Source organism: Citrobacter telavivensis, assembly GCA_009363175.1.
Taxonomy (GTDB): Bacteria; Pseudomonadota; Gammaproteobacteria; order Enterobacterales; family Enterobacteriaceae; genus Citrobacter_A; species Citrobacter_A telavivensis.
The window spans coordinates 4,262,198-4,274,234 of sequence record CP045205.1 but is presented as its reverse complement, the minus strand read 5'-3'; the positions used below and the strand labels follow the sequence as shown (position 1 = coordinate 4,274,234).

The following is a 12,037-nucleotide window of genomic DNA, read 5'->3' as shown; positions in this document are numbered from 1 at the left end:
ATTATGTTAGCATGTGCAGCCATTGAATGGATAATGAAAAAAAGATCGCATTAAGGCGTTGTAATGAATCGACAATCCTGGCTGCTCAACCTCAGTTTGCTGAAGACACACCCGGCATTTCGCGCTGTCTTCCTCGCCCGTTTTATCTCTATTGTCTCGCTCGGACTGCTCGGCGTTGCGGTTCCCGTACAGATCCAGATGATGACGCATTCCACCTGGCAGGTGGGTCTCTCGGTGACGCTGACCGGCAGCGCGATGTTTGTCGGGCTAATGGTAGGCGGCGTACTGGCCGATCGCTATGAACGCAAAAAAGTGATCCTGCTGGCACGCGGCACCTGCGGCATTGGCTTCATCGGCCTGTGTCTGAACGCGATGCTGCCAGAACCCTCACTGATCGCCATTTATCTGCTGGGCCTGTGGGACGGCTTTTTTGCCTCACTGGGCGTGACGGCATTGCTGGCGGCGACGCCTGCGCTGGTAGGACGTGAAAATCTGATGCAGGCAGGGGCAATTACCATGCTGACCGTACGTCTGGGCTCGGTGATTTCGCCTATGCTGGGCGGACTGCTGCTCGCCACCGGTGGCGTGGTCTGGAACTACGGTCTGGCGGCGGCGGGCACTTTTATCACCTTACTGCCGCTGTTGAGCCTTCCGACGCTGCCGCCTCCACCACAGCAACGTGAACATCCGCTGAAATCGCTGCTGGCGGCGTTTCGCTTCCTGCTTGCCAGTCCGCTGATCGGCGGCATTGCGCTGCTTGGCGGTCTGCTGACGATGGCAAGCGCCGTGCGCGTGCTCTATCCGGCGCTGGCAATTAACTGGCAGATGTCGGCGGCGCAGATTGGCATGTTGTACGCCGCTATTCCGCTCGGGGCGGCGATTGGCGCACTCACCAGCGGGCAACTGGCGCACAGCGTGCGTCCGGGATTGATCATGCTGGCCTCGAGCGTGGGGGCGTTTCTGGCGATTGGGGTGTTTGCCCTGATGCCTGTCTGGGGGTTAGGAGTGGTCTGTCTGGCGCTGTTCGGCTGGCTGAGCGCCATCAGCTCGCTGTTGCAGTACACGATGCTGCAAACGCAGACGCCGGAAAATATGTTAGGGCGCATCAACGGTCTGTGGACAGCGCAGAACGTCACGGGAGATGCCATCGGTGCGGCATTGTTAGGCGGTCTGGGAGCCGTCATGACGCCGGTGGCTTCGGCGAGCGTTAGCGGTTTCGGCCTGGTCATTGTGGGACTGCTACTACTGCTGTTGCTCAGTGAGTTACGTCGATTCCGGCAGACGCCGCCGGAACCGGCATAATGTGAGGCAGGCCAGATAAGGCGTTAACCGCTATCCGGCAATGGCGATTAAAACAGCGTGGAGAGACGATCGAGCACTCGCATCGCGCTGTAATAATCAAGGCGGAAAGATTCGGTGCCCAGGGCGTAAACGCGCTTGTTCTGTACCGCCGGCAGATGCGCCAGCAGTGGGTTGGCGTAAATTGCCTGCTCGTCTTTCTCGTCACCGGCAAACAGGAACAGCGCTTCGCCGTTCAGTCCGGCCGCCAGATTCTCACCACCAAGCTGAATGATATCGTGACGTTTCCCCTGGCTTTGGCTGGCCTGCAATCCGCCAGGCAACGTTGCCAGCGTAAAGCCGAGTTGTTCCAACATTTGTCCCTGCGCGGACTCTGGCGTCCACAGGTTGGCTCTGTGGGCCGCAGCGGTGTAAACCAGCGCGCTCACCGGTTGCGGCGGCAGCACCAACTGCTGTTTAACGACGGTCAGTTGCTTATCGAATTCCGCAATACGCGCGGCGGCCTGTTTCTCCTGGCCGGTGATGTCGCCCAACTGCGTCAGCAGCGACTGCCAGCTTTTATCGTCGTAATTAATGATAAGCGTCGGGGCGATAGGGGAGAGCTGATCGTACAGGGCCAGCGCGGAGTCGCCGCCGGTCGCGCTAATCAGAATGAGATCGGGCATCTGCGCAGCCACGGCTTCGGCGTTCGGCTCGCCGATATAAAGGCGGGTCAGTTTGCGTGCTTTTGCCACGTCGCCCCACTGACGCAAAAATCCCTGATCGTCAGCCACGCGATTGTTTGGCGTCGTTGCCCCGCTGGCGATCACCGGCGCATCAATCGCCAGCAATGAACCAGTGAGCGTGACGCTGGTAGAGACGATGCGTTCAGGTTTGTGTTCCAGCGTGTGGCTGCCGCGAACGTCAGTCACCTGACGCGGCCATTCCGCGGCGTGGGCTGAGGAGAATCCGAAAACGAAGAGCGTAACGAGCAGGCCGGGCAGAGAAGGCAGTCTCACAAATCAGTTCCTGTGCTGAGTTATTAATGCTTCTCATTTTCATTATTAAGCGTAAGGGATGCAAGCGTTAGTCGCACTTTGTGCTACCTCAAGAGTTGACATGTCGCCTGTTTGCTTTTAGGTTAGCGCCCGAAAATATAAATGATAATCATTATTAAAACCTTTATCATTTTTGGAGGATGATATGGATACGTCTTTGGCCGAGGAAGTTCAGCAGACTATGGCAACACTTGCACCCCATCGCTTTTTCTTTATGTCGCCGTATCGGAGCTTTACGACGTCAGGATGCTTCGCCCGCTTCGATGAACCTGCCGTGAACGGCGATTCGCCAGACAGCCCCTTCCAACAAAAATTACAAAAAATGTTCGCCGATGCCAAAGCGCAGGGTATCGCAAACCCGGTCATGGTGGGGGCTATTCCGTTTGACACCCGTCAGCCATCGTCACTGTTTATTCCCCAATGCTGGCAGTCCTTTTCTCGCCAGGAAAAACAACAGTCATCACGTTACTTCACCGACCATCAGGCGCTGAACGTTACGGCGCGCAAAGCGATCCCCGAGCAGGAGACGTTTGAAGAGATGGTCGCGCGCGCTGCCGCGCTGACGGCGACGCCGGAAGTCGACAAGGTGGTGCTGTCGCGACTGATTGATATCACCACCGATGCCGAGATCGACAGCGGTGCGCTGCTTGAGCGTCTGGTGGCGCAAAACCCGGTTAGTTACAACTTCCATGTCCCGTTGCACGATGGTGGCGTTTTGCTCGGCGCGAGCCCGGAACTGCTGCTGCGCAAAGAGGGCGATTGCTTTAGTTCTCTGCCGCTGGCGGGCTCCGCGCGCCGTCAGCCTGATGATGTGTTGGACCGGGAAGCCGGAAACCGTCTACTGGCCTCTGAGAAAGATCGCCATGAACACGAGCTGGTTACGCAGGCGATGAAAACCGTGCTGCGCGGTCGCAGCCAGAGTCTGCAACTGCCGTCTTCTCCGCAGCTCATCACCACGCCAACGCTCTGGCACCTCGGCACACCGTTTGAAGGCAAAGCCAATGCCGGAGAAAACGCCCTGACGCTGGCCTGTCTGCTGCACCCGACGCCTGCGCTGAGCGGCTTCCCGCATCAGGCGGCGAAACAGTTGATTGCTGAACTGGAGCCGTTCGATCGCGAACTGTTTGGCGGCATCGTCGGCTGGTGCGACGCCGAAGGCAACGGTGAATGGGTGGTGACCATCCGCTGTGCGACGTTACGTAAAAACCAGGTCCGCCTGTTTGCGGGCGCAGGGATCGTCCCGGCCTCTTCACCGGTGGGAGAGTGGCGTGAAACCGGCGTCAAACTTTCCACCATGTTGAACGTTTTTGGATTGCATTAAGGAGCGATGATGAACATCCCTTTCACCCGGTGGCCTGACGAATTTGCCCGTCGTTACCGTGAAAAAGGTTACTGGCAGGATCTGCCGCTAACGGACATTTTGACCCGCCATGCGGAAAACGACCATATGGCGGTCATCGAAGGCGAGCGTCAGTTGAGCTACCGTGAACTGAACCAGGCAGCGGACAACCTCGCCTGTACGCTGCGCCGCCAGGGGATCAAACCCGGTGAAACCGCGCTGGTGCAGTTGGGCAATGTGGTGGAGTTGTACATCACGTTCTTTGCGCTGTTGAAGCTTGGCGTCGCGCCCGTTCTCGCCCTGTTCAGCCATCAACGCACAGAACTTACCGCGTATGCGACGCAAATCGAACCCGCGCTGCTGATTGCCGATCGTCAGCACGCGCTGTTTGCCGACAATGATTTTCTGAACGCCTTCATTACTCAACATAAGACTATTCGGGTGGTGCATCTGCTCAATGACAGCGGTGAGCACTGCCTGCAAGCGGCGATAAATCAACCGGCAGACGCGTTTGTCGCCACGCCGTCGCCCGCGGATGAAGTGGCCTACTTCCAGCTTTCCGGCGGCACGACCGGGACGCCGAAGCTTATCCCGCGAACCCACAACGACTACTACTACAGCGTACGCCGCAGTAATGAAATCTGTCACTTCACTGCCGATACGCGTTTTTTATGTGCGATCCCTGCTGCGCATAACTACGCCATGAGTTCTCCCGGCTCGCTGGGGGTATTTCTCGCCGGTGGCACCGTGGTACTGGCAGCGGATCCGAGCGCCACGCTGTGCTTCCCGCTGATTGAAAAACATCAGATTAACGCGACGGCGCTGGTGCCGCCTGCGGTCAGCCTGTGGTTACAGGCGATTAACGAGTGGGGCAGTAACGCGCAACTGGCTTCGCTGACGCTGTTGCAGGTTGGCGGTGCGCGTCTGTCAGCCTCGCTGGCGGCGCGGATCCCGGCCGAAATTGGCTGCCAGCTGCAGCAGGTCTTCGGCATGGCGGAAGGCTTAGTGAACTACACCCGTCTCGACGACAGCCTGGAGCGGATCGTTAATACCCAGGGGTGTCCGATGTGTCCGGATGATGAAGTGTGGGTGGCGGATGCCGATGGCAACCCATTGCCGCAGGGAGAAATCGGGCGGCTGATGACGCGCGGCCCGTACACCTTTCGTGGCTACTACAAGAGCCCGCAGCATAACGCCAGCGCCTTTGACGCCAACGGTTTCTACTGCTCAGGCGATCTTATCTCTATCGACGAGGATGGCTACATCACCGTGCAGGGACGGGAGAAAGATCAGATCAACCGTGGCGGCGAGAAGATCGCAGCCGAAGAGATAGAAAACCTGTTACTGCGTCATCAGGCGGTGATCCATGCGGCGCTGGTGAGTATGGAAGATGAACTGATGGGTGAGAAAAGCTGCGCGTATCTGGTGGTAAAAGAACCGCTACGCGCGGTACAGGTGCGCCGTTTCCTGCGTGAGCAGGGCGTTGCTGAATTCAAGTTACCGGACCGGGTGGAAACCGTTGAGGCGCTGCCTCTGACCCCGGTCGGGAAAGTCGATAAAAAACAATTACGTCAGTGGCTGGCAACACGTTCGGCCTGAAGGAGAACACGCAATGGCAATTCCTAAACTGCAGGCTTACGCGCTGCCAACCGCGCTTGATGTTCCGGTTAATAAAGTCAACTGGGCGTTTGACCCGGAGCGTGCGGCGCTGCTGATCCACGATATGCAGGACTACTTCGTCAGCTTTTGGGGTGAAAACTGTCCGATGATGGCGCAGGTGATCGCCAATATCGCCGCCCTGCGCAGTTACTGTAAAGCGCACAACATTCCGGTTTATTACACCGCGCAGCCGAAGGATCAAAGCGACGAAGATCGCGCCCTGCTTAACGACATGTGGGGACCGGGACTCACGCGCTCGCCGGAGCAGCAAAAAGTGGTCGCCGCGCTGGCACCCGATGAAGCTGATAACGTGCTGGTGAAATGGCGCTACAGCGCCTTTCACCGTTCCCCGCTTGAACTGATGCTGAAAGAGACCGGACGCAACCAGTTGATTATCACCGGGGTGTATGCGCACATCGGCTGCATGACCACGGCGACGGACGCCTTTATGCGCGATATCAAGCCGTTTATGGTGGCGGATGCGCTGGCTGATTTCAGCCGTGAGGAGCACCTCATGTCGCTGAAGTATGTTGCAGGACGTTCAGGTCGCGTCGTGATGACTCAGGAGCTACTGCCCTCGCCGGTACCGGCCAGCAAAGATGAACTGCGGGCGCAGATTTTACCGCTGCTTGATGAGTCTGATGAGCCGATGGATGATGAGAACCTGATCGACTACGGTCTGGACTCTGTGCGGATGATGGCGCTGGCGGCGCGCTGGCGTAAAGTGCATGGCGATATCGACTTTGTGATGCTGGCGAAAAATCCGACCATTGATGCCTGGTGGGCACTGCTTTCCCGTGAGGTGTGTTAATGGCCGGATTCGATTTTCGCGGCAAAACGGTGTGGGTCACTGGCGCGGGTAAAGGCATTGGTTACGCAACGGCGCTGGCGTTTGTCGAGGCCGGGGCGCAGGTCACGGGCTTCGATCGTGAGTTCGCTTTGCAGGATTATCCGTTTACCACTGAAGTGATGGATGTGGCAGACGCCGGACAGGTGGCTGAGGTATGCCAGCGCGTGCTGGCGCACACCGAACGGCTGGATGTGCTGGTAAACGCTGCCGGGATTTTACGTATGGGCGCAACTGACGCGCTGAGCCCGCATGACTGGCAGCAGACGTTTGCGGTTAACGTCGGCGGCGCCTTTAATCTGTTCCAGCAGACAATGGCGCAATTTCGCCGTCAGCAGGGCGGGGCGATAGTGACTGTGGCTTCTGATGCCGCCCATACGCCACGCATCGGCATGAGCGCCTATGGCGCGTCGAAGGCAGCACTGAAAAGTCTGGCGCTGACCGTCGGGCTGGAGCTGGCGGGCAGCGGGGTACGCTGTAATCTGGTGTCACCCGGCTCCACGGATACCGACATGCAGCGCACGCTGTGGGTCAGTGATGACGCGGAACAGCAGCGTATTCGCGGCTTTGGTGAGCAGTTCAAGCTCGGTATTCCGCTGGGCAAGATTGCCCGGCCTCAGGAAATCGCCAACACTATTCTGTTCCTCGCTTCCGATCTGGCCAGCCACATTACGTTGCAGGATATCGTAGTGGACGGCGGCTCCACGTTGGGAGCGTAACGATGATCTGGAAACGTCACTTAACGCTCGACGAACTGAACGCCACCAGCCAGAACACGATGGTGGCGCATCTGGGCATTGTCTACACCCGACTCGGTGATGACGTGCTGGAGGCGGAAATGCCGGTGGATACCCGCACGCATCAGCCGTTTGGTTTACTGCACGGCGGGGCTTCGGCGGCGTTGGCCGAAACGTTAGGTTCAATGGCAGGTTATCTGATGACTCGCGACGGGCAGTGCGTCGTCGGGACAGAACTGAATGCCACTCATCACCGGGCGGTTTCGCAGGGCAAGGTGCGCGGAGTCTGTCAGCCGCTGCATCTGGGGCGGCAAAGCCAGAGCTGGGAAATCGCGGTGTTTGATGAACAAGGTCGGCGGTGCTGTACCTGCCGACTGGGAACGATGGTACTGGGCTGAGCGCGCGTAATGTCATGAGATTGCAGCGTTAGCTGGTGAATGAAGTGATCCAGTTAACAATGCAATGTAAATAGTCGGTGATACTTCAGGTTTATTGGGTTGTCAGGTTGTTAAAGCCAGAAAAGATGTTATAGAAACAAAATGTAACATCTCTATTCTCTGGAACACGCAAACGGATAACAACCATGAATAAATCAGGGAAATACCTCATCTGGACAGTGCTCTCGGTAATGGGTGCATTTGCTCTGGGCTATATTGCGCTAAACCGTGGGGAACAGATCAACGCGCTGTGGATAGTCGTGGCGTCGGTCTGTGTTTATCTCATCGCCTATCGTTTCTACGGTCTGTACATTGCCAAAAATGTGCTGGCGGTTGACCCGACGCGTATGACGCCTGCGGTACGCCATAACGACGGGCTTGACTATGTGCCCACCGACAAGAAAGTGTTGTTCGGTCACCATTTTGCGGCGATTGCCGGCGCGGGTCCGTTAGTCGGACCGGTACTGGCGGCACAAATGGGTTATCTGCCGGGCATGATCTGGCTGCTGGCCGGCGTGGTCTTAGCCGGGGCGGTTCAGGATTTCATGGTGCTCTTTGTTTCAACCCGTCGCGATGGCCGCTCGCTGGGTGAACTGGTCAAAGAAGAGATGGGGCCAACCGCAGGGGTAATTGCGCTGGTGGCCTGTTTCATGATCATGGTGATTATCCTCGCGGTGCTGGCGATGATCGTGGTGAAAGCGCTGACCCACAGTCCGTGGGGAACCTACACCGTCGCGTTCACCATCCCGTTGGCGATCTTTATGGGGATCTATCTGCGCTACCTGCGTCCGGGGCGTATCGGCGAAGTGTCGGTTATCGGTCTGGTGTTCCTCGTTTTTGCCATTATTTCCGGCGGCTGGGTCGCGGAAAGTCCAACCTGGGCACCGTACTTTGACTTCACCGGCGTCCAGTTAACCTGGATGCTGGTGGGCTATGGTTTCGTGGCGGCGGTACTGCCGGTGTGGCTGCTGCTGGCTCCGCGCGACTACCTCTCTACGTTCCTGAAAATCGGTACGATTGTCGGTCTGGCGGTGGGTATTTTGATCATGCGCCCGACGCTGACGATGCCTGCGCTGACTAAATTTGTCGATGGTACCGGACCGGTGTGGACGGGTAACCTGTTCCCGTTCCTGTTTATCACCATCGCTTGTGGCGCCGTTTCGGGTTTCCACGCGCTGATCTCCTCCGGGACTACGCCGAAGATGCTGGCGAACGAAGGCCAGGCCTGCTTTATCGGCTACGGCGGGATGTTGATGGAATCGTTCGTCGCCATCATGGCGCTGGTGTCTGCCTGTATCATCGATCCGGGCGTCTATTTTGCCATGAACAGCCCAATGGCCGTGCTGGCTCCTGCCGGCACCACTGACGTGGTGGCTTCTGCCGCTCAGGTGGTTAGCAGTTGGGGCTTTGCCATTACGCCGGATACGCTGCATCAGATTGCCAACGAAGTGGGTGAGCAGTCGATTATCTCTCGTGCGGGTGGTGCGCCAACGCTGGCGGTGGGGATGGCCTATATCCTGCACGGCGCGTTGGGCGGCATGATGGATGTCGCCTTCTGGTATCACTTCGCCATTCTGTTCGAAGCGCTGTTTATTCTGACGGCGGTCGATGCGGGGACGCGTGCGGCGCGCTTTATGCTTCAGGACCTGCTGGGCGTGGTATCTCCTGGCCTTAAACGTACGGACTCATTGCCTGCCAACCTGCTGGCGACCGCATTGTGCGTGCTGGCGTGGGGTTACTTCCTGCATCAGGGCGTGGTGGATCCATTAGGCGGCATTAATACCCTGTGGCCGCTGTTTGGTATCGCCAACCAGATGCTGGCGGGTATGGCACTGATGCTCTGTGCGGTTGTCCTGTTCAAGATGAAACGTCAGCGTTATGCGTGGGTGGCACTGGTGCCGACCGCATGGCTGCTGATTTGTACTCTGACGGCGGGCTGGCAGAAATCGTTCAGTCCGGATACAAAAGTGGGCTTCCTGGCGATTGCCAATAAGTTCCAGGCGATGATCGACAGCGGTAATATCCCGCCGCAGTACACCGAATCGCAGCTGGCGCAACTGGTGTTTAACAACCGTCTGGATGCGGGCCTGACTATCTTCTTCATGGTGGTGGTCGTGGTGTTGGCGCTATTCTCCATTAAGACGGCGCTTGCCGCACTTAAAGAGGACAAACCAACGGCGAAAGAGACGCCGTATGAGCCGATGCCGGAAAATGTGGAAGAGATCGTTGCGCAGGCCAAAGGCGCGCATTAACGTGTAATCAATCCCCCTCTTCCTGCCGGGAGAGGGGTTTTCTGACAGGTGGTAACGATGTTTGATACGCTTTCGAAAGCCGGGAAATATCTGGGCCAGGCCGCGAAACTGATGATCGGTGTGCCTGACTATGACAACTACGTTGAGCATATGCGGATGACCCATCCGGATCAGACGCCAATGACCTACGAGGAGTTTTTCCGCGAGCGGCAGGATGCTCGCTATGGCGGAAAAGGTGGGGCGCGCTGCTGTTGAGTGTGAGAAAATTCGGGCCGGATAAGCGCGTCATCCGGCACAAGCCGATTATTTTACCGTCCAGGCTTTTGAAAACCGCCGACTGGCAAACAGTTCCTGAAGACCGTTGATCTGTTTCAGGCGCAAGACTTCATCCTCGTCCATCCCCAGTTCTTTACCGATTTTTTCGTCCCCCCATCCCAGCAACGCCAGTTCACGCACGATTTCAGACATCGCGTGGATCTGATGCCGTCCACGGGCGCGGTTATGGCGAATGGTCGCTGCCATGCGGTCGTGGCGACTTCCCTCCAGACAGGTAATAGGTAAATAGCCTTTGAGACGGGACCTGAGCGAAGCTTTGCCTTTCCCCAGTTCATGACGATGAAAGCCATCGACTATCTCGTACTCCTCCGCGCTGGACTGGGTGACAACAATAGGCTGGGTAAATCCATCCGTCTCGATGGATTTCAGCAGTAGCTTTTTCTCCGGCGGAGCAACGTTATTGGGGTTGTAATCGTTAGGTGAAATGTGCTCGTTTTTTATCCACAGTACACAATCAACCGGTTCGTCACGAAACGGACTGACGCTGTGAATCGCCATTCTGAAATCATTGATAGCCTTGATTTTTTCTTCTTCAGACAGGCCAGAGAGAAAGCCAATGAGATCCTGTGTCAATCGTTGTTGCATAAAATTCCCCACTCCTTGCGTCTCGCTTTCATGCGTTCGCTATAACGCTGGTAACTTTTCGGTTTGGTTGGACTGAAAGAGAGTGCCCGGCACCAGTAATCATTGTTCAGTAGCACTTTGCAGATGCGTCGCCAGGAGGGGATATCTTTCGAACCAATATCGCCAGGCTGCGTTTGCGGGATCTCGCCGAGGCCGTTTTTCTTGTACCACTGTAAATAGACGGCGATCTTGTTACGGTAATGCTCAGCGGTGTTATCCGGCATGCTGAGCAGTAACATCATGGCGTAATCCTGCCAGCTCAAATGGTCGGGCTTGAGTATTTTTCGATGGCCATAGAAGTGATTATCCTGCCCTGCGTAGATCCCACCGCTTCTGACGCCACTGACACGTGCGCACATTGCCGCCCACCTTTCGGGTTCAACAACGTGATAGAGCCATAATCCCTGACGCTGTTCGGGACCAAATGGTTCGCAAATGCGCATGTAACGGGCCGGGACACCGGCCTGATACATCAGATTGTAGAGCGGATTACAGGGCAGATTCGTGCGAGCAAACCAGGTCCAGATATCGGCCGTTTTCCAGTCATACAGCGGATAGATGTACCAGGTATGTCCACCAGGTGCGGCGGTCGTCCAGGGTTTGTCATCGGCAAAACGCTGTTTGCGTAAACTGGCGATCGCCACAAAACGGTTGTAAGACTCATCCGCCCGGATGCCTATCATCATGGCCGCCGGGCGTTTATTCGAAAACCAGTCGGCAAATTCACGCACGAAGTGTTCGAAGGTCATGCCGGGTTGATAAAAGGAAAAATAGCCCGGATCGGTGATAGCGTCTGGCGGCGGCTGGCGAACCCACTGGGTATCGGGTTCCCAGCACTGCCATTCAGGTTGAAACTGAGACAGTGAGTTTTGGGTGGTAAGCGAAAGGGCAACCCAATAGAAATGGTCGATGACATCGGCATACATTTCGCGCAAGGCGCTAATATAACTAATGGTACAGGAAAATTGCGCTTCCCAGTCAATGAACAATACGCTGATTTTTTTGTGTCGCTTACGTGCAAGATTTGCCGTCAGATGCAACATCAGTCCGGAATCTTTGCCACCGGAAAAGGAAACACACACGCGGGGAAGATTTTCGAGAGTCCAGATGATGCGTTCTTCAGCGGCTTCCAGAACATTTTGGTTTAATGATATTTTATAAACAGACATGCATCGCTTATCCTTAAACGTTAAAGTCGTACGTCTGGAATAGATATCCCTCTATAATATAAGTCTTTTTTGTATGTGCGCAATGGTTAAATAAATTCAACAAGTTAATTAATTCATAATTAATATATTAATTATGAATATATTGTAATTGATATCAAAAGTCCGCTATGTGAGTCGACGTGGTTAACAAAAGGGGTTTATACAAAAGAAAATTTCTTTATGCCGTGTTTACGTTGCGAGAAGAGTTAAATTTTGCGGTTAAAATTATTCAGGGTAATTATATTTTATTGAATATAATTAC

The 12,037-nt window shown here is 55.9% G+C and carries 11 protein-coding genes; 8 read left to right on the top strand and 3 right to left on the bottom strand.

All coding sequences use genetic code 11. From position 1 onward, the window contains the following. The first annotated feature begins 63 nt into the window (after positions 1–63). On the top strand, positions 64–1,302 hold the full coding sequence (gene entS, locus GBC03_22975) for an enterobactin transporter EntS (protein ID QFS72861.1): 1,239 nt from the start codon (positions 64–66) through the stop codon (positions 1,300–1,302). 47 nt (positions 1,303–1,349) lie between these two features. On the opposite strand, the gene fepB is transcribed toward entS, so the two are convergent. Continuing rightward, on the bottom strand, positions 1,350–2,297 hold the full coding sequence (gene fepB / locus GBC03_22970) for a Fe2+-enterobactin ABC transporter substrate-binding protein (GenBank protein ID QFS72860.1): 948 nt from the start codon (positions 2,295–2,297) through the stop codon (positions 1,350–1,352). A gap of 184 nt (positions 2,298–2,481) precedes the next feature. Between fepB and entC the strand changes: the two genes are divergently transcribed. The 7 genes from entC to GBC03_22935 all read left to right on the top strand — a co-directional run bounded on the left by entC (position 2,482) and on the right by GBC03_22935 (position 9,862). Beyond that, positions 2,482–3,657 (top strand): isochorismate synthase EntC, encoded by a 1,176-nt coding sequence (gene entC / locus GBC03_22965; GenBank protein ID QFS72859.1) that lies wholly within the window; start codon positions 2,482–2,484, stop codon positions 3,655–3,657. Positions 3,658–3,666: 9 nt separating this feature from the next. Further along, positions 3,667–5,274, top strand: a complete 1,608-nt coding sequence (gene entE, locus GBC03_22960) for a (2,3-dihydroxybenzoyl)adenylate synthase (GenBank protein QFS74106.1) — start codon at positions 3,667–3,669, stop codon at positions 5,272–5,274. A gap of 13 nt (positions 5,275–5,287) precedes the next feature. Beyond that, the gene (locus GBC03_22955) at positions 5,288–6,145 is read left to right on the top strand and encodes an isochorismatase family protein (GenBank protein QFS72858.1); all 858 of its coding nucleotides are present in this window, start codon (positions 5,288–5,290) and stop codon (positions 6,143–6,145) included. Beyond that, a complete protein-coding gene (dhbA, locus tag GBC03_22950; protein QFS72857.1) occupies positions 6,145–6,900 on the top strand; it encodes a 2,3-dihydro-2,3-dihydroxybenzoate dehydrogenase in 756 nt (251 codons plus the stop codon). Before GBC03_22955 ends, dhbA begins: the two co-directional genes overlap by 1 nt. Positions 6,901–6,902: 2 nt before the next feature. Then, positions 6,903–7,316 carry a proofreading thioesterase EntH gene (gene entH, locus GBC03_22945; GenBank protein ID QFS72856.1) on the top strand — a complete coding sequence of 138 codons (414 nt, stop codon included), beginning with the start codon at positions 6,903–6,905 and terminating at the stop codon, positions 7,314–7,316. Between the two features lie 185 nt (positions 7,317–7,501). Next, complete coding sequence (gene cstA / locus GBC03_22940; GenBank protein ID QFS72855.1) at positions 7,502–9,607, top strand: carbon starvation protein CstA; 2,106 nt, start codon at positions 7,502–7,504, stop codon at positions 9,605–9,607. Positions 9,608–9,664: 57 nt separating this feature from the next. Beyond that, complete coding sequence (locus GBC03_22935; GenBank protein ID QFS72854.1) at positions 9,665–9,862, top strand: putative selenoprotein; 198 nt, start codon at positions 9,665–9,667, stop codon at positions 9,860–9,862. Between the two features lie 48 nt (positions 9,863–9,910). Here GBC03_22935 and GBC03_22930 read toward each other — a convergent pair whose 3' ends face one another. Both GBC03_22930 and GBC03_22925 read right to left on the bottom strand, forming a co-directional pair. Continuing rightward, entirely contained in the window at positions 9,911–10,528 is a 618-nt protein-coding gene (locus GBC03_22930) for a hypothetical protein (protein ID QFS72853.1), read from the bottom strand. Further along, positions 10,513–11,736 (bottom strand): DUF3440 domain-containing protein, encoded by a 1,224-nt coding sequence (locus tag GBC03_22925; protein QFS72852.1) that lies wholly within the window; start codon positions 11,734–11,736, stop codon positions 10,513–10,515. The genes GBC03_22930 and GBC03_22925 overlap by 16 nt, the downstream gene beginning before the upstream one ends. Between the last annotated feature and the right edge of the window lie 301 nt (positions 11,737–12,037).

What these genes read in the sequence shown, in the direction of transcription:
- entS (QFS72861.1), top strand. Translation starts at nt 64, where the DNA reads ATGAATCGACAATCCTGGCTGCTCAACCTCAGTTTGCTGAAGACACAC.
- entC (QFS72859.1), top strand. Translation starts at nt 2,482, where the DNA reads ATGGATACGTCTTTGGCCGAGGAAGTTCAGCAGACTATGGCAACACTT.
- entE (QFS74106.1), top strand. Translation starts at nt 3,667, where the DNA reads ATGAACATCCCTTTCACCCGGTGGCCTGACGAATTTGCCCGTCGTTAC.
- GBC03_22955 (QFS72858.1), top strand. Translation starts at nt 5,288, where the DNA reads ATGGCAATTCCTAAACTGCAGGCTTACGCGCTGCCAACCGCGCTTGAT.
- dhbA (QFS72857.1), top strand. Translation starts at nt 6,145, where the DNA reads ATGGCCGGATTCGATTTTCGCGGCAAAACGGTGTGGGTCACTGGCGCG.
- entH (QFS72856.1), top strand. Translation starts at nt 6,903, where the DNA reads ATGATCTGGAAACGTCACTTAACGCTCGACGAACTGAACGCCACCAGC.
- cstA (QFS72855.1), top strand. Translation starts at nt 7,502, where the DNA reads ATGAATAAATCAGGGAAATACCTCATCTGGACAGTGCTCTCGGTAATG.
- GBC03_22935 (QFS72854.1), top strand. Translation starts at nt 9,665, where the DNA reads ATGTTTGATACGCTTTCGAAAGCCGGGAAATATCTGGGCCAGGCCGCG.
- GBC03_22930 (QFS72853.1), bottom strand. Translation starts at nt 10,528, where the DNA reads ATGCAACAACGATTGACACAGGATCTCATTGGCTTTCTCTCTGGCCTG.
- GBC03_22925 (QFS72852.1), bottom strand. Translation starts at nt 11,736, where the DNA reads ATGTCTGTTTATAAAATATCATTAAACCAAAATGTTCTGGAAGCCGCT.